The organism is Bdellovibrionales bacterium (assembly GCA_019750295.1).
Lineage (GTDB): Bacteria > Bdellovibrionota > Bdellovibrionia > Bdellovibrionales > JAGQZY01 > JAIEOS01.
This window is the reverse complement of sequence record JAIEOS010000012.1, coordinates 19,085-35,154: the sequence shown is the minus strand read 5'-3', so window position 1 is coordinate 35,154 and position 16,070 is coordinate 19,085. Positions and strand designations below refer to the sequence as shown.

Sequence of the window (16,070 nt, the reverse complement as noted above, 5' to 3'; positions counted from 1 at the left end):
AAAGACTCTATGTTTCATTGTTGAACTGCGGAGTTGGCTCCATTAGGTTGGTGCTATGAAAGACTCCTTCCTCAAATTTGATCTTAAAGCGGCGCGAAAGCTTCTCCCGAAACGGAAATCCACCGACAATAAGAGCTCTGCCGGAAAGACGTATATTATTGGGGGCTCAAAAGGAATGTTCGGCGCTGCCGTTTTAGCGGCCACCGCGGCCGCGCGCATGGGCTCAGGCTACACCTATGTTGTGAGCCACGGAGAAAGTTTCCCCACCTTCAAACATCCTAATTTTTTAACAATGCCGTGGACTAAGTTTTTAAAATTAAACTTCAACGAAGCGAGTATCGCCATTGGCCCCGGCTTAGGAAAATCCAAACACAGCTTAAAACTTCTAAAAGCACTTCTTCGAGCCAAAGCCCAACACGTGGTGATTGATGCCGATGCTTTAAATATTTGCTCCGAATACAAACTCCTTCCCCTCCCCGCCTCGTGGATAGCAACTCCCCACGAAGGAGAGCTATCGCGACTGATCGGATGGTCTTCCGACAAGATTCGCAAGAATCGCAAGGCAGCGATTTTGCTCGCAGAGAAGAAGCTCCATTGCACTGTGATTTTAAAGGGGCACAAAACTCTTGTGGCCAGTCGAGGGAAGTATTTCGAAATTCAATCGGGAAATGCGGCTCTCGCCAAAGCGGGAACCGGCGATACGTTAACCGGAATGATCGCAGCTCTTGTGGCGCAGGGGTTAACCGCCCAAGAGGCTGCACCCCTTGCGGCCTTTGTGCACGGAAATGTCGCTGACGAGTGGCTTAAAGATCAAAAAGATATTTTAAGCCTGCTCGCCACCGATCTGATCGATGCTCTTCCAAAAATCTTGGCCAAGCTCCGATAATTAGTTATCGACGCTGCTGCGGATTCGAGTTCGATTTGGAATTCGAATTTGTGCGTGCGGCCGCATCGGGCGCAACACCTAAGCTATTATTCACGGTGTTTGTGCCCGGGGTGTTGGACCCCTGAGGCGCACCAGGAGCGGTAGAGCTTTGAGTTTTCCCTGGATTAGGACTCATCGAATTCCCCGCCGCATCGTTACCGGGGCTCGAAAAACCAGAGGTGGACGTACTGCTGGAAGGCGTCGCGGAGGTGCTCCCATTGGGACGAATATTTCCGCTCGTCTGATTGTTCTGCCGAGGGTTCTGAATGGGATTGGGTTGAGTCGTACCCGTCGAGGATGTACTCGTCGAAGGTTGTCCCGGAGGAGGAAATGCCGCTCCCGGAGGTGCCGACGTGTTCGCCGCTGCGGGAACTGTTCCACCGGCCGGTGCTGCTCCGCCTGTGGGTGCGCCGCCCGCCGCTCCACCCGTTTGTGCGATCGATTCGGCCGCCACCCATAATAGGGCGATCGAGAAGGACAGAGTTTTCTTAATAAAATGTTTCATAAATTCTCCTTTGCTTCCCTTAAGAGTTGCAAAGGCCATGCTCCGGTAACCCCCCGATAGCTTCGATCTCAATTGAAAAGGGCCACCAAATTGCACCGCAATTCACCCCCACGGGGAATTCTGGCCATTTCCTCGGGGAGAGCTTGCCGAACTAGCTATGAGACACAGATTATGGTATAGGTATTGAGTTACGTCCGTGGGGGCGTACTGGCTTCGACGTGGGTCGTGAAGCTTAGGAAGCAAGTCGGGGCGCATGTGGACCTCGTTAAAAACGTGCATTGTTTTATCTGGCGATCAATTCGCTTTTGCAGCTTAATTAAAAGCTGATGCTGAAATCGGTGTTCGGTGGTGACGCTGGTGGAAGTATAACTAATGCCACATCGAGAGTTGAGTGTTGTTCCGAGCTCAACTTTTTAAATCTTTCGGTGCAAGGGCTGACAAAGTTTGTCGATAGAAGTTGTCAGCCGTCATTAAATACCGACTAAACTTGTAGCTTGTCTTAACGTGAATCACTTGCGGACCCGGGTTCAATTCCCGGCGCCTCCACCAATACACCAGTTTTAGAACCCAGATGTCCGCAGCGGATGTTTGGGTTCCTTTTTTCAAACAACATCACGAAATTTAACGAGTTACCTTCGGTGGCAGCAGCGACTCGATGATTCGACCCTGGGTCATCTCAACCCTAGTAAGGGGTGTCCGCAGCCATTTTCTGGTCGGTTTTGCCGTGCCGAGCGGCCGTCTGCGGACGTATCTAAGCACTTAGACAAAAAACCTGACTAAGAGGCAAAAAATGATGAGCGGAACGAGGAAGTATCGAACCAAAAAGCGGAGTGACCGGATCGTGATGACTCCGGCGGCGAGGTTACTGAAACAGATTCGGCATGAGCGCGGAATTTCGATGATAAAGGCTGCCGCATTGATTGGAGTTTCTGACAGCTACATCGCCCAAGTAGAGACCGGGCGCATGGATGTGCCCAAGGGTGAGAAGTTGAAGCGACTCATCCATGCCTACGGAGTGAAGGCCACGGCATACTTTGAACGGTTGAATACTTTTGTTGAACGGCCTGACCCAAGGTTGGAGATTGGGGAACTGCTCAAACGGATGCGAGATAAGGAAGTTGAAACGGTGCTCGCGGTGGCACGTGGTCTCCTATCCTGATAGCATAGAGGTTACAAATGCATGTGTGATCGCAAAGGAGAGCAGCTTGAATTCGAATCCCCCGCCACCAAAAGGCAAAACAATTGTCGAAACTCTTCCTCCTGCGGAATTCAATTTGCTTTCAAAGATTTCATATTTGGCTCGTAGAGCGGAGGCAACACGGCGAGCGGTCTCAGCCCTCAAGAGCGACTATCACAAACGTGTAATCGCACGAGCGGTTTATCTTCAAGTGGACTCATTCATTGAACTTGGGCGACGGCTCAAGAACTCTCTTTTCAAATCATCTCACATTGACAAAAAAATCAGAGATCAGCTCGATGAAAAGTTCACTCGTCTGGATCGTGATTACCGTGGGATCTATGAGTCGATACGTGACAAGGTCTCTGCGCATCGCCAAGAAGAAACAATAGATTCGATCATCGACAATTGGAATGCAGTTGATCTTCTTAGCATTGATGTATTCGTAGACGATATGATTGAGGTGATGTCGATCTTATCGGTACCATTAAGATTCAAATGGCAGGCTTCCGACCATGCCAAGATTGACTCCGTTATACAGGAATTTAATTCTGCAACAGTTCCAGAGGGATCTTCGCCGACGATGTCGTCAGATTCTCTTGCGCTTACCAGAGGGAATACTTTAGGTATGCTCGCCTGTCACCCGGATCAAGAAAAGGCGATGGCTATTTTGAGTGTTATTGATTTTCTCGATATGCTTTCGGGTCTGACTCATTTTTCTCAAAAAATTGACCTCTTGCATGAAGTCGTGTGGTCACTCATGGTTGTGGATGCTTTCAGCTTAATCGACAACTTATATGATGAGGCAAGACACGAAAGTCTTTTGTCCAAATGGCAGAACGGTCAATACAAAGGGCACCATATTTTATTGGCTTCTGCTAATTCAAGAAATTTGACTATGGAATCTGAAGTCAGAGAAATCAGAAACAAGTTTGCCGCTCATGTCGATTCAGATATGACGTACCGAGATCTAATCAAAATGGTTTCTGCATATGATCTCGCAAACTTTCTCGTGTACGTCGGAAGTCACATCGACTCTTTTCATCAAGCCTGCGCACATGACATTCGCACGCGCCTTTTCAACATCCGCAATGCTCCAATGAACGGTGTTCTAGCCGTTGAAGAAAAAGCTGTGAAGAAGTTTGAGGACTAATTCTGTGGGGCGGTCACTCGTCGGCAAAGGTAATCCCGTAGCTTCGGAGTGACTTGCTAAGACTCCGTCTTGCATCTCTCATTCCGGGAGTCATCACCTTCTCCATTTTCTCAATAAAAACTGAAGCCTCAACTTCGCCCCCTAAAAAGGTGCATAGCCTGAAAAAGTCACGGTCATCGAGCTTCGCCTCTCCAAGTTCGATCTTCTCAACATCGTTGATCGAGACTTTCAGAAACTGTGCGACGGATTCGATGGATGTTTGTCGTTTGAGCCGCAAAACAGAGATGAACTCACCCTGAGCTGTCACAAAAAACGTCTTTCGTTTTTCGGTCCCGAGATCATAACTAGGTGCCGTTGCATCAATGCGAAGATAAAGTTGCCGAAGGCGGCCGCGATAAGAGTTCTGTCTGAATGATTCAAAATCAACGAGCTCGATTTTCATTTCTCCGCTGAGAAGATTCTCACAATAGTTCAAACCAATTTAGTTCGAGGATCATAAATTTGCGTTGATGAAATGTCACGGTTCACGTTGGTTCACAGCGGTGCTTATTGGGTTCGGCACGGTGAAGATTAGGAGAAGCGAATCGGTTCGGTTCTCCGAAACTGACCTCTAGGTTGATTTTGAGATGCCGAGAAGATTCGTGGAGGAGTTCGCCGTTGGCAAAACAAAAACCCATGAGAAAAAAAATCGAAAGTCCCTTCTGTAAGAATCTAAGTTCGATTCTTGCGGAGCGCGGGATTTCACAAAAGGCTGCCGCAGCGATGGCCGAGGTAACTCCGGCTACAATGTCGGACTGGGTTTCAGGTAATTCTCTCCCACACGATCATTTGAAAATTGAAAAACTATGTAGGGCTTTGAGTTGCGACTTCCAGTGGCTTTTAACCGGGATTCATAGCCGGGTCGATCTTCAAAACGTATCACTCGCCGAATTGTTTGAAGGCGAAGATGACCCCATGTTCAGCGGGGTCTTTGAAATCAGCGCCCGGCGGCTCCGCAGAAAGAAACAGGAGTAGCAAAATGATAGCTAAGACAATCATCGTATTTCTACTTGGCCTAGTCATCGGGACTCAAGCATTTGCCGATGAGGGCCTCGTTCAAAAGATCATCCAGAAGCGAGAGCAAGAGCGGTTAGAGAAAATCAAGAAAATGGAAGAGTCCAGAAAGAAGATGGACGAATTTGTAAAGGCAAACGAAACGCCTGACCAAAAACGCTACCGTTTACTCAAGGAGAGCGTTGTCATTGTGGACGGAGATGATCCAAACCATGCCGACACCATCGAAAAGCCGTACAGAACAAAGCCACCCGGCGGGCAAACCACAGACATCTTCCTCTACAAGCAGTGGGAGTTTTCGGTAAAGCATCAGAAATTCCAACCACTCCCCAAGCAAGAAGCTGGCAAAGAAGATTTCGCTGATATGTCACCGCCTTCAAAACGCAAACGATACATCTTTCAACTGGCCGTCGATCAGTTGGATAGCAAGGTTGAATCATGGGACCCAGAAGGCGGCTACTATATGTTCAAGTACGGCGACGGCGATCAGGGGAACCTGTGGTTGCGTGTTCCTCCTCAATTCAGGGATTGCTTCGACAACCTGAAGATCAAATTCGATTTCATGCAATGGGTGAGTTACATCCACGGCGACTATCAAGGTCGCAAAGTCATCTTCTTAGAGGCCCCAAGGCAATGCTTGGGCGACCTTGCCTTTACTGGATCAAAACTTCCGACCGCTTTGAAAAGTCCGGCCGCCCTTGGTGGCGGTTTTGATTCTAAGTGGAGCGGTGAAGCTCGGTAAGCTGAAAAATGAGGAGAATGTTATGAAGCTGACAGTATGCATTTTAGGATTAGCCTGCTTGCTTGGCTGCGCATCCACACCGCGAACCAAATGGACCGACAAGACAATGAGAGTAATGATCGACCCAGACTCGATACCTGCCGAACATCATGTGATGATCCAGCAAGCCCTTGTGGATTCCGGCAAGTGGTTCGTTGTTGATCGCTCCAGTGGTTTCAGGGCCATCAAAACCGAACAGCAACGGCTTCACCGTGAAGAGTCTGACCGGTATGAAGACCGTGAGAAGTGGGCCCACTGGGGCAAACTCTATGGCGTTGGTGGGATTGTTGTTGCTCATGCTCAGTGCAAGAAGGAACAGGGGTGGCTTATCGGGAGGTGGTATCAAGTTTGCCGGCAATACCTTTCGATCATGGATGCGAATACTGGCGAAGTGATTACGGCGATACAAACCGATGCGGAGTCCAGCGAAGCTGGCTTCTACCCGAAGTGGGATGAGGCGGTGGCAAAACTCAATGAAAGCTATCCGGCAAACTTCAAACCATTTCAGACATCCGAACGACTTGAACAGTACCGAGAACTCTCCAAAGAGGAGGCGCAAAGACAGTTTGAACGGAGCCCAACTGGCAAGTAATTGGTACCGACAAATTCTAGCAATTTTTCGTGAAGAAGGTCCTTCAAACCGGACACATCCGGACATTCACCGTCACTGGCCGCCATACTTGAAAAAGCATTGTTTTTAGGTGTGCTTTCGCAAGGGCGAATCCGTAATTGGCTGAAACCTCACTTGTTTTTGTCGAGCCACTTAGGGCATAGGGGTATGGCCTTTCAATTTCAAAACCCCGGAAGCTCGCCCTACCCGAGACGGTATGCGAATTTACCTAAAAGTGAACTTTGGTTTACACTTTTAGCAGGGGGTGAAGATGAATCCATTGAGAGCAGCCAGAGAGTTCTACAACGAGAAGCATATGAACGACCAACTCACGCAATCCGAGCTGGCTCGCCGAGTTGGTGTAAGCCGTGAGACAATCGTTCAACTTGAAAAAGGTGAAACCATGCCGAGAGTCGATCTTGCGATCAAACTGCGAAGAACTCTGAAGGTGCGTTCCGTCGAGTCTCTGTTCATAGTGCCGCTGCGATAGACTGTCCATGCCCCTTTTGATAAAATAAAAAACCAAGGAGGGGGTATGAACGTAAGAGATAGAATACTAGATCCGTTCGGTCCAAAGATGCGACGCAAACCAAGGAATCCCAAGAAAGCATCGAACGAAGTGAACCGCTTTTTTCGCTGGTACCGTCGCCGGTATTTTCGAGAGCACTTGCCAGTTTCATTCAACACGCTGACAGAACTTGAGATGGGTGATCTCAAAATCATGGCGGCTTTGTTCCGTGCCTTTGACGGAGTAGAGGCCCAGACGTGGAAGAGAGAGGACCACATTCGGTTCATCGCGGGCCAACAACAAGACAAGCGCAACTTGGCTCCGGAGGAACCGATGCCCTTTGGCCATCTCCCCAAGTTGGAGAAGTCTGGCGGCCTTTTCGGATCATAGACATCGATTTATTCGAGCGTAAACGCTCTCTCCTGATGCGTTGGCCAGCGACCCTCGCCGTCGGGCCCGAACATTGAATTTCGCTGGTTCACTTCATTCCAGTTACCAGAACATGGGGAATGATAACTATCCTTCTAACCATGTGCTTTCTGTGGTGGTTCCGGTAGTGGTCAAATCGGTCCGATCTTGCCCGGTGCCGAACCCGTTATCAGTTGGGAAGCTAATCTTGTGATCCGATAACTACGGTCACAAGGAGGTTCAAATTGAACCAGAATTACGCTCTGACCGAAGATAAGATCCTCTCCGAGTCCGAACTCAGACTCATTTTGAAAACGATCAAGCCATCGATGGACCAGTCCCTACGAACTGCTCGGCATATCCATTTCATCAACGACTACTTTTTGATCTTGATCGGTTCACTGACCGGGCTTCGGGTTTCAGAGGCTGCGAGTATCAAGATCGGTGACATCGCCGAGAACTCCTTAAAGGTGATCGGCAAGGGTCGCAAGCTCCGCGTAATTCCAATCGGTAAGCGAGGTCGTGCCGCCATTGATGAACTGATCCGAATCAAAGTTGGCGTGATGAACCAATCCGTGAATCCAGAGTCATTCTTGTTCTTGAACCGCAACGGTAAGCCATTCACCCGCCATGCAGTTGCGCGAAGATTCACTTATTGGAGGTTGAGATGCAACATCAAGCGATCAATCAATTACCACAGCCTGCGCCATCACTTTGCGACCTTCCTCCTGAACAACGGGTTCAATCTCGCCGAGGTCCAGAAGATCCTAGGTCACTCATCGCCGACGATCACCGCGATGTACTTGCACTTCACTGAGCAAACTCAAGTTCGAGTGGATGCTGTGTTGTGACCCCCCGGGTGTCTTTTTTTAGGATTCTCCTCTACCACTCGGACTCACTCTGGGCTCTCGCTAAAATTGTGAATTTTTTGGCCCAGGACACAGTGGAACCGACAGTTGCTCAACATGGTTCATTTACGATATAAGGCCATGTGCCTAGAGCGACGGCTTGAAGAGTCGGTATCCTAACCGACCTGGCACAGTTTGATTTTTAGGAGTGCGGTAGGAGGCACTATGAAGGAGTTCTTCAAGACCCTTGCGGGTCTCGAAATTGATTTGCCATATTCTGGGAGAGTTGATGGGCTTCGCGCTCAGTTGATTTGGCAGTTCCTTAGATTCAATAAAAAGTATCGGACAAGCTACGACAAATTGAAAGTGGATGCGGCGAATGACGACTCAGGTGAGCTACCAATGTTTTTTGCAAACGCTTGGTGTTTATCAACGACGGTTGACTACCAGCTTGAGGTTCTACCCCATGAACGCGACGATGACGGAACGGACTTATCGCCATGCTTCGAATATAAAGCCGTCCGACCTCTTCCAAAATGGAAGTACCTCCAAGATTGGGGCGACATTTTATTGCCAGATGAGCAGCCAGTCTTTGTCCTGAACCCTTTTGCTAGCCAAGATCAGGTGATGCGGTTTCTTACTAGTCAGGAGCCCACCTCGTCGGAGAGTGCTATGCGAAGTCTTCGACAAGCTCAGTTGGTGGAATACATTGTTTGTCATCACTATCTGAAGACCTTGGGGATGATGCCAACTGAGTTCAGTCCGATCTTTCACGATATATTTGCAACAGGTAGAAGCGATACCCTTCAGTCTGCAAGTTTGAAGGGTAAGGTTGACGGCTTCGATGAGATTACAGCCCTTGCTCCTTGGTGCTTCTTCACCCCGCCGCATCGTTAATCGAGAGAGTTTCTTCCTTAATTGGATTGAAAATCCATTCTCCTGCATAACCGATCTCGTTCGCATTTACGGCAAGGAGATTGTGGCATGGATCAGTTTGAAGACCAACCCCTCGAAGAATTTATCAATTACACCCGTCGCAATCTCCTTGATTTGCTCGAAGCCAGTTATGGCAATACAGATGCGTGGCCGCTGATCCGAAGACGTGTTCTTCAGATTTTCGGCAGCTCTGGGTTTGGACGTTATGCCGTCCTTACGTCGAAGCAGAAAGAAAATGATATGAGACGGGGGAACGATGAGATATAGCCGCCGCTTCACCGATTTTCGTCGCAGCCAACTTTATCGTGAACTCAAAAGGAGTAAGGGTCACAAGGCCGTATCAGTTTATCAAAACCTGGTAGATACAGTCTGCGAAAAATACAAAGCTGGTCAGGGGAATAGTTTCGCGCTTGTCATGCCAGAAGAGGATTGGCTTCGAGAAGTTGATCTCCATCATAACGCTAAGGACACCTTTCAGTTAGTCCTTGATATAGCCAGAAGTAACGGAGCAGTAGTCTATACGTTACTTGAGGGTAAACTTTCGATCAACATTCCCAACATTGTTGAAATTGCTGATGAATACGCCAAGCGAAAGGAGCGCGACTCCGGAGAAAGTTCGGCCCAAAAAGAAAAGAAGAAAGAAAAAAGTGATTTCTCTTCCTTCGCAGAAGAGACAAAAGATGTCTCTCATTTTATCGAAAAAGTTCGGACAATCTTATCGCAGAATGTTCGTGAGGCGTTTAGTGAACTTCCGTCTCTCATTGAAACTTTTTTTGAGCGGCATGGCGATCGCGCAGGTTTAATCAATACAATTGTCGACCAGATCACCATTCAATTTAATGGTACCGAAAAGCAGCGCAGAAAGGCAATCAACTCATAGAGCAAGCCGAATTTGCCCATAAACGTGGCCTGAAAAACCATGAACGTGAGCGAATTGTTCTTACTGAAACGGCCGAGGTCAGGACAGCTCGCCTACAGCAGGAGCAAGAGAAGAGAAGCAAGACACTGCGGAGGTTAATTGCTTCCGATCCTGTGACCGAAGCTCCAAAGCGAATCCTCAAAAGAAAACTGCAGGGGTACATCAATGGAGCAGCAAAATGAAAATTTCACTGTTCGATGGCGATCAGCCCATTACTACAAAATACGTCGATGCTGTTATGGATATCGGTTTCAGTGACCTCGCCGAGGTGATCTGCAATCACTCATGGTCCCCCTTTTGTTTCTCTAGCAGCACACTTGATGATGGCTCGAAGGTTTGGCATAGGCTCGGCAAGAACTTCAAATCGACCGATGTTCTTGTCCTTGATGTGGATGATGGATGCACGTTGAATCAGGCAAAGAAAGACTTTGAGGGCTTTCAGGTCATCATTGCGACAACGCAAAACCATCAAAAGCCAAAGGGAGACAGCGGAGTCTGTTGCGATAGATTTCGAGTCATTATCCCGCTCGAACGACGAATCACCTCAAAGGAACAATACCTCGCGACCTGGCTAGAGGCTCAAAAGAGATGGCCCTACATAGACAAGAGTTGCAAGGACGTGGCTCGATTCTACAAGAGATGTCGTAAGGTAGCTCACTCCGCTGCCGGCGTGGCATTCCCGGTCGCGACAGCGGCAGCAGGGCCTCGATTAGAGAGTTCTAGGTCAAGCGCAACCAACGGCCAGTCAGCCAGAGGTAAACTTTTTTCGAGCACTTTGGAGTTCATTGCTCACGGTGCGCCCAAGCATGAATGGCATCACCGAATGTTGAAAGCCACTTTCGACCTGAAGGCTAAGGGCTACCCAATGCACGAAGCGACAGACCTTCTCCGAAAAGCAACTCGTGATTTCAGCGGCGATCTTGATGAGGAGCACGATCTTCCTTTGATTAAAGATGTTTATCAGAATCGAGAACCAAACTTCTCCGGCACCATGCTGAAAAGAGTTTTCTCTCCTCCAACCTCAGATGAAATAAGAACTCAAGTCAGAACTGAGAGAGAGCAACGCAAGTTTGCTATGGCAAATTCATTGCCTTTCGTGTGCTCCGCTTTTGACGATCATTTCAAACTGACATCAGGTTTGATTTTATTACTCGGCAAATCGGGTAATGGGAAGTCAACTCTTGCGGCCAACATAGTAGCTCGGATCATAGAGGAGGACGCTCTTACCGGCCGAAGGATTTTGGTTATTACAAATGAAGAAACAACTGAAGATGTCTACTCCCGCGTCGCCTGTCTGTTAGCCGGCAAAGACTGGAAGAAATATCGAAGAGAGCAACTTAACAAAGCTGAAATGAAAGAGATTCGCAAGTTCGTGGAGAATCTTATTAAAGTGCTCATAGTAATCCCGGCTCTTAGAGAGTCGTGGGACATGACTGCCCTCGAAGACGTAAAGTCAGTGCTCGAGTATGTCCGAGACAACCAATCAGATCATGGAATGGTTTTGATCGATTACCTTCAAACCATCTCAACCAGCCGCAGTTCGCCGCAGAAGGCATCTTATGAGATATCAAAGGAGTTCGGCTTCTTTCTGAAACAGTTTGCACAAGTCTGTGTGACTCCGGTTTTGCTATTCGCTCAGATAAAGGACGCGCGAGAGGCATCTGATATTGCCTCCCAAATTCAAAACGACAGAACGATCTATAACCACGCTCAAACAGTAATTGAGATCAGGCCGGACTTCGATGTCAACCGAACAACATTCATTTTGCACAAGCAGCGTTTTGGAGATCGTCAAGGGCTGAAGATCGAGTGTGAGTGGCGCGAAGGAAGGTTTGAACCAATTCTTGAGCACAACGAAAGCGAAGAAGAGTTCTCTGGTTTTTGATTGGTAAGGGTAATCACGGGCAGGTCAGGCGCCAATAGGCGAATGAAATCATGCGGGAAGGAGGATGCGTTTTATGAATGACGGATAACGGAGTTGAACCTAGGTGCCAAGCCAATCTATCTGGGGATATAAATCACGGGCTGCGAATCTGCCGTACTTGCGATGAGAAGAAACCTCCTCAGGAGTTTCACCAAAATCGCTCGAAACCCGGAGGCAGAGACACTCAATGCAAACAGTGCGTCGTCAGTCGAAAGAAAGAGCGGCGCAGGAAAAAGAGCGAACGAGCGAGCATCAAACTCGACATTGCGTTTAATAGGTCGAGTAAGTTCGGTGCAGCAATGGAAGGAATTTTAAGTTTGATTTGTAATGAAATGGTAGGGAGCAAATGTCAGGAGGATTATCAAAGCGATTAGAACAGACGAGTGCAAAGCCTACGGTCTATGCAGCTATTTATGCCCGATACTCATCGGACAACCAGAATCGAGAGTCTGCGAACGATCAGATCAATCGGCTTCTCTACTATCTCGATCGCGGTCAAATTCCCCTTATCAAATTCTCGACCGCTAAATACAACATTGTAATTCCGCCACATCTCATCTTCAAAGATGAAGCGAAGACCGGACGCACAGCAAGCCGCGAAGGTTACGAGCAGTTTTGGTCATCCCTTCGGAGCAAAGAAGCTCAGATTGGACTCGTTGATGACCTGTCTCGAATCATTCGAGAGCTTGGAGAGCAGACAGACAAGTATCGCCTTCTTAAAGTTCTTGGTACGGAACTCTATAGTCTTTGCGACAACGTCAGCTCCGAGGGTCCAAACTCAAAAGTCTTTTTTCAGATCAAGGGTCTCGTCAATGAACTAAGTAATGACATCCACGCTCAGCGAACTAGACGCGGTCAGGAAGCTAGAGTTCTCAAGGGCTATAGTTCGGGTGACATTTGCTACGGGTATTATTCTGAGGCCACTCAGATTCAGAAGATTGGAGCGCAAGAGGTGAAATCGCATTTCAAAATTCACATCAATCCTGATGAAGCTAAAATTGTGAACCTTATCTTTGATTTTAAGCTCAAGGGTCTTGGGCTTTCGGCGATTGCAAAAGAACTCAACAAGCGCCAGATTCCTTCAACGACAAGGGGTCAGAAGATCACGGGTCGCGAAGTAAACTGGTCACCATCAGCGATCAGAAAAATTCTTACTCGCGAAAAGTACATCGGAATCTGGGCATGGGGTAAGTCGACGCGGCTACTTCACCCCGAAACCAAGAAGTTTATCAAACAAGATCAACCGAAGGATCGATGGCTTGCTCACCTCGAAGGAGAGGAGATCAGAGAAGACTTGGCGATCGTACCGATTGAGAAATGGAAGAACGTCCAACACTTGTTTGCCGAGACTACGGCCAAATTCAAAGACTCCCGCGAGAAGATGGAAGTTGTTCGTGATTCAAAACAGGTGGGCTCAAAAAGTGGAACGCTTCTAGCCGGTGTCTTGATGTGCGGCGAGTGCGGTTCTCAGATGCTTCAGGTCACTGGGCAAAAAGGTGGCTTCTATGGCTGCTACATGAATCATCGCAAAGATAAATCCCGGTGCAATAACAACCGACTGCTCAGTCGAAAAAAGGCAGAAGCTAAGATTGCAGAGCTTCTGAAGGATGTATTCCTTCAGCCTGCTTACCTTGAGAGTGCAACCAAGAGAGCGAATGAAATTGTAAGGAGTCGACTTCGAGCTGCACCTGAAGAGATCAAAGTGTTGGAGTTAAAACGAAGAGATGCCGAACGCGAAATCCAAAATCTAATCAAATTTGTTAGTGTTCACGGTGACTCGTCTACGACCATCAAAGAAAATCTAACTACCAAGGAGCGCGAGCTTACTTTCTTAACTGAACGAGTTCGTGCGCTGAAATCAGCGAACGTCGATAGGTTATTGCTCACCCCTTTTGCATTGAAAGCGAAGTTTCAGAACCTTCTTGAATATTTCCAGGCTGACCCAGTAATCGCAAACGCGTACTTGAAGCAGCTTTTCCCTAATGGCCTGAAGTGTTCAGCAAACACCGCTACCGAAAAGAAGAATCATAACCAGCGCAATAGCTTTTGGTCGATTACGGGTGTGATGCTGGTTGATGAGTATTTGAATCTACCGAAGATCCATCACGCAATACACTTAGGCGGCATTGAGTCCACATTGACTGCAATCGAGGGACAAGTTTGAGCAACGTTCAAAAATTTAACCTAATCAACTCTTAACCAAAGGAAGTTTTTATGTTCATAGAATTCAAAGATCACAAAGGTATCGACGTGCCGACGTTAAGTAAAATCCTGGTCGCCAACAGAGGAGACAATAGCCCTATCGCCGTGTTTGAAACTCCAGATTTGCAAACGTCAGTGGCCGTCGTGGAGTTTGATCTCATCCTAGCCTTCAAGTTTTTGGTCGATGCTTTAGCGGACCAGGGCGTTGCGATGGACTCGTATCTTGCGAGGCTGCTCAACGATCTTGATCCAAGTTTCAAAACGTCGGTGATGAAGCAATTTGTAAAGTTCAGAAGAGCAAATGGAATTGAGCTTGATGAAGGTGCTGATTTTCTGAAAACGAAAGACATCGGCATATATGAAATTGAAGAGTCGGTGCCCTAATCGATTGCAATATTATAAAAGCCGATATCATCTCAACTGGTGGGTATCCAAAACTTAAATATTGACCCGTGATTAACGGCGCTTTCCACCGATATTTTTCCACCATGTCGTTCGACAATTCGCTTGGCGATTGCAAGCCCCAACCCCGTGCTTTGCTCGCCCTCGGTTGGCCTCACGCTGGTCTTGCCAAAATCACAAAAGAGTTTGGATAGTTCGTTTTCAGGAATGCCTTGGCCTTGATCGGAGACCGAGACGGTAATGCGATCCTGAGAGCCTCGAACCGTTAAGATAATTCGTGAGCCCCGCTTGGAATACTTAGCTGCATTGGTGAGCAAATTCTCCAGGACCTGGCGAATTCTGCCAGGCTCAAACATTGCGCTTTCCGGCAAGCTGGGATCAATGTCTGAGAAGATCTGAATTTCCTTTTTTCGGGCCAGCAACTGGACATCGGTAGTCACCTCGTTGAAGAAATCAATCAGGTTCACTTTTTGTCGCGCAAGGGGCGCTTCATGCCGATGAAGTTCACCAATTTCCGTAAGATCATCGAGGAGGCCGAACATAAATTTGGCGTTGCGGCCAAGAATTGAAAAAATCTCTTTGGCGTCGCCGTTTAATTTATTATACCAATCCTCAGAAAGCGACGCTTCTATAAATCCTTGGATTATACCGAGTGGTGATCTTAGGTCATGAAGAACCATGGCAAGATTTTTCCCATTGGACTTATTCGCTTCGAAGAAAAATTTGAGACGGCCCTGTTCCACGATGACGGAAAGCTCGTCGGCAATATCCAAAAAAGTTTGAATATGCTGGTCTCGATAGGTATCAGGCTTGCAACTTGAAAAGAACACGAGGCCAATCGGTTTATCATTGGCGCGAAGCGGACACGTGAAGCTTGATCTCACGCCGTCTTGAACTGCAAGCTTAGTCGAACCGGATTGGGGGTGCTCGTTCAGATGCAGAACAAGGTCGTTAATAATTCGAGGCTGCCCAGTCTGAATGATTGTTTCCAAACTGCTCCCGGAAAGCTGCGCCGAGTATCCAAGTTTTAGAGATTGAATCGGAACCTTGGATCTCACCCATCTGAGACGGACATGATTTCCGCCCTCACCAATGAGCGCGATCCCCATCCGGTCGTAGGGTATGACTACGTCCAAAGAATCAAATACGAAATCGAGCACGGATTCATAGTCGGTGCCTGAAGTCAGCTTTCGATTGATCTTCTGGAAAAGGCCGCCAAGGAAATGTTGAACATCTATGACTCTGTCATCTTCAAGACTCGGAGCGGAGTGCCTTTGTATATCGCCATCTCTTTGGATTGTATTGCTAACGGGAAATTGCGTAGCCATTCAGTTCTCGTCGCCGCTTTGATGCCCATGCATCATTTTGCCATGATCCATCATCATCCCCTGACCCATGTGGCCCGTCATTGGACATTCGCCCTTGCCCATCATTGCCTTGCAGTTCTGCATCATTTCGGTTTTGCAATCGCTCATCGGTTTTTCCGATCGCAGGCAGGTGGCCATTTTGTCGTGCATCTCAGCCATTTTCTGTCGTTGCTCTGAGGTCATTGGTGCTTCCAGATGATTCGCCGACTTGGTTTCGGTCTTTTTGTTTTGCTGAGCTGTGGCGATCGATCCAATAGACAAACAAGCAAATAAAAATGATATAATCAGTTTCAAGCGATCCCTCCTTCGGATTGAGTCGTGCCTCTAAAAAGCATCATTCATGCCACTGGCA

The 16,070-nt window shown here is 47.9% G+C and carries 19 protein-coding genes and 1 other RNA gene; 16 read left to right on the top strand and 4 right to left on the bottom strand.

The annotated features are described in order from the left end of the window. Positions 1–55 precede the first annotated feature (55 nt). Positions 56–886, top strand: a complete 831-nt coding sequence (locus K2Q26_03690) for an NAD(P)H-hydrate dehydratase (protein MBY0314595.1) — start codon at positions 56–58, stop codon at positions 884–886. 4 nt (positions 887–890) lie between these two features. Here K2Q26_03690 and K2Q26_03685 read toward each other — a convergent pair whose 3' ends face one another. Next, positions 891–1,430 (bottom strand): hypothetical protein, encoded by a 540-nt coding sequence (locus tag K2Q26_03685; GenBank protein MBY0314594.1) that lies wholly within the window; start codon positions 1,428–1,430, stop codon positions 891–893. A gap of 198 nt (positions 1,431–1,628) precedes the next feature. On the opposite strand from K2Q26_03685, the gene ssrA reads away from it, so the two are divergent. The 3 genes from ssrA (at position 1,629) to K2Q26_03670 (ending at position 3,760) form a co-directional block, all read left to right on the top strand. Then, positions 1,629–1,979: a transfer-messenger RNA gene (ssrA, locus tag K2Q26_03680) on the top strand. A gap of 244 nt (positions 1,980–2,223) precedes the next feature. Next, the gene (locus K2Q26_03675; GenBank protein MBY0314593.1) at positions 2,224–2,589 is read left to right on the top strand and encodes a helix-turn-helix domain-containing protein; all 366 of its coding nucleotides are present in this window, start codon (positions 2,224–2,226) and stop codon (positions 2,587–2,589) included. A 46-nt stretch (positions 2,590–2,635) separates the two neighbouring features. Next, positions 2,636–3,760: a hypothetical protein gene (locus K2Q26_03670; protein ID MBY0314592.1), complete on the top strand. Its 1,125-nt coding sequence runs from the start codon at positions 2,636–2,638 to the stop codon at positions 3,758–3,760. 13 nt (positions 3,761–3,773) lie between these two features. Here the strand turns inward: K2Q26_03670 and K2Q26_03665 are convergent, their stop codons facing one another. Then, positions 3,774–4,202, bottom strand: a complete 429-nt coding sequence (locus tag K2Q26_03665; GenBank protein MBY0314591.1) for a hypothetical protein — start codon at positions 4,200–4,202, stop codon at positions 3,774–3,776. 215 nt (positions 4,203–4,417) lie between these two features. Here K2Q26_03665 and K2Q26_03660 point away from each other — a divergent pair, with 215 nt between their 5' ends. The 12 genes from K2Q26_03660 (at position 4,418) to K2Q26_03605 (ending at position 14,333) form a co-directional block, all read left to right on the top strand. Then, positions 4,418–4,774 carry a helix-turn-helix domain-containing protein gene (locus K2Q26_03660; GenBank protein MBY0314590.1) on the top strand — a complete coding sequence of 119 codons (357 nt, stop codon included), beginning with the start codon at positions 4,418–4,420 and terminating at the stop codon, positions 4,772–4,774. Positions 4,775–4,778: 4 nt separating this feature from the next. Beyond that, a complete protein-coding gene (locus tag K2Q26_03655) occupies positions 4,779–5,555 on the top strand; it encodes a hypothetical protein (GenBank protein ID MBY0314589.1) in 777 nt (258 codons plus the stop codon). A 22-nt stretch (positions 5,556–5,577) separates the two neighbouring features. Further along, positions 5,578–6,186: a hypothetical protein gene (locus K2Q26_03650; GenBank protein MBY0314588.1), complete on the top strand. Its 609-nt coding sequence runs from the start codon at positions 5,578–5,580 to the stop codon at positions 6,184–6,186. A 289-nt stretch (positions 6,187–6,475) separates the two neighbouring features. Continuing rightward, positions 6,476–6,694 (top strand): helix-turn-helix domain-containing protein, encoded by a 219-nt coding sequence (locus tag K2Q26_03645; protein MBY0314587.1) that lies wholly within the window; start codon positions 6,476–6,478, stop codon positions 6,692–6,694. Between the two features lie 45 nt (positions 6,695–6,739). Further along, positions 6,740–7,102, top strand: coding sequence for a hypothetical protein (locus tag K2Q26_03640; protein ID MBY0314586.1), 363 nt, complete (start codon positions 6,740–6,742; stop codon positions 7,100–7,102). 263 nt (positions 7,103–7,365) lie between these two features. After that, positions 7,366–7,971 carry a tyrosine-type recombinase/integrase gene (locus K2Q26_03635; GenBank protein MBY0314585.1) on the top strand — a complete coding sequence of 202 codons (606 nt, stop codon included), beginning with the start codon at positions 7,366–7,368 and terminating at the stop codon, positions 7,969–7,971. Between the two features lie 222 nt (positions 7,972–8,193). Further along, positions 8,194–8,865, top strand: a complete 672-nt coding sequence (locus tag K2Q26_03630) for a hypothetical protein (GenBank protein MBY0314584.1) — start codon at positions 8,194–8,196, stop codon at positions 8,863–8,865. An 87-nt stretch (positions 8,866–8,952) separates the two neighbouring features. Beyond that, positions 8,953–9,171, top strand: coding sequence for a hypothetical protein (locus tag K2Q26_03625; protein ID MBY0314583.1), 219 nt, complete (start codon positions 8,953–8,955; stop codon positions 9,169–9,171). Next, entirely contained in the window at positions 9,161–9,784 is a 624-nt protein-coding gene (locus tag K2Q26_03620; protein ID MBY0314582.1) for a hypothetical protein, read from the top strand. Before K2Q26_03625 ends, K2Q26_03620 begins: the two co-directional genes overlap by 11 nt. A 217-nt stretch (positions 9,785–10,001) precedes the next feature. Continuing rightward, a complete protein-coding gene (locus K2Q26_03615) occupies positions 10,002–11,708 on the top strand; it encodes a hypothetical protein (protein MBY0314581.1) in 1,707 nt (568 codons plus the stop codon). A gap of 385 nt (positions 11,709–12,093) precedes the next feature. Continuing rightward, a complete protein-coding gene (locus K2Q26_03610; protein ID MBY0314580.1) occupies positions 12,094–13,911 on the top strand; it encodes a recombinase family protein in 1,818 nt (605 codons plus the stop codon). Positions 13,912–13,961: 50 nt separating this feature from the next. Continuing rightward, the gene (locus K2Q26_03605; protein MBY0314579.1) at positions 13,962–14,333 is read left to right on the top strand and encodes a hypothetical protein; all 372 of its coding nucleotides are present in this window, start codon (positions 13,962–13,964) and stop codon (positions 14,331–14,333) included. Between the two features lie 32 nt (positions 14,334–14,365). On the opposite strand, the gene K2Q26_03600 is transcribed toward K2Q26_03605, so the two are convergent. Both K2Q26_03600 and K2Q26_03595 read right to left on the bottom strand, forming a co-directional pair. Further along, positions 14,366–15,679: a GAF domain-containing sensor histidine kinase gene (locus K2Q26_03600; protein MBY0314578.1), complete on the bottom strand. Its 1,314-nt coding sequence runs from the start codon at positions 15,677–15,679 to the stop codon at positions 14,366–14,368. Then, complete coding sequence (locus K2Q26_03595) at positions 15,680–16,012, bottom strand: hypothetical protein (GenBank protein MBY0314577.1); 333 nt, start codon at positions 16,010–16,012, stop codon at positions 15,680–15,682. Positions 16,013–16,070 lie beyond the last annotated feature (58 nt).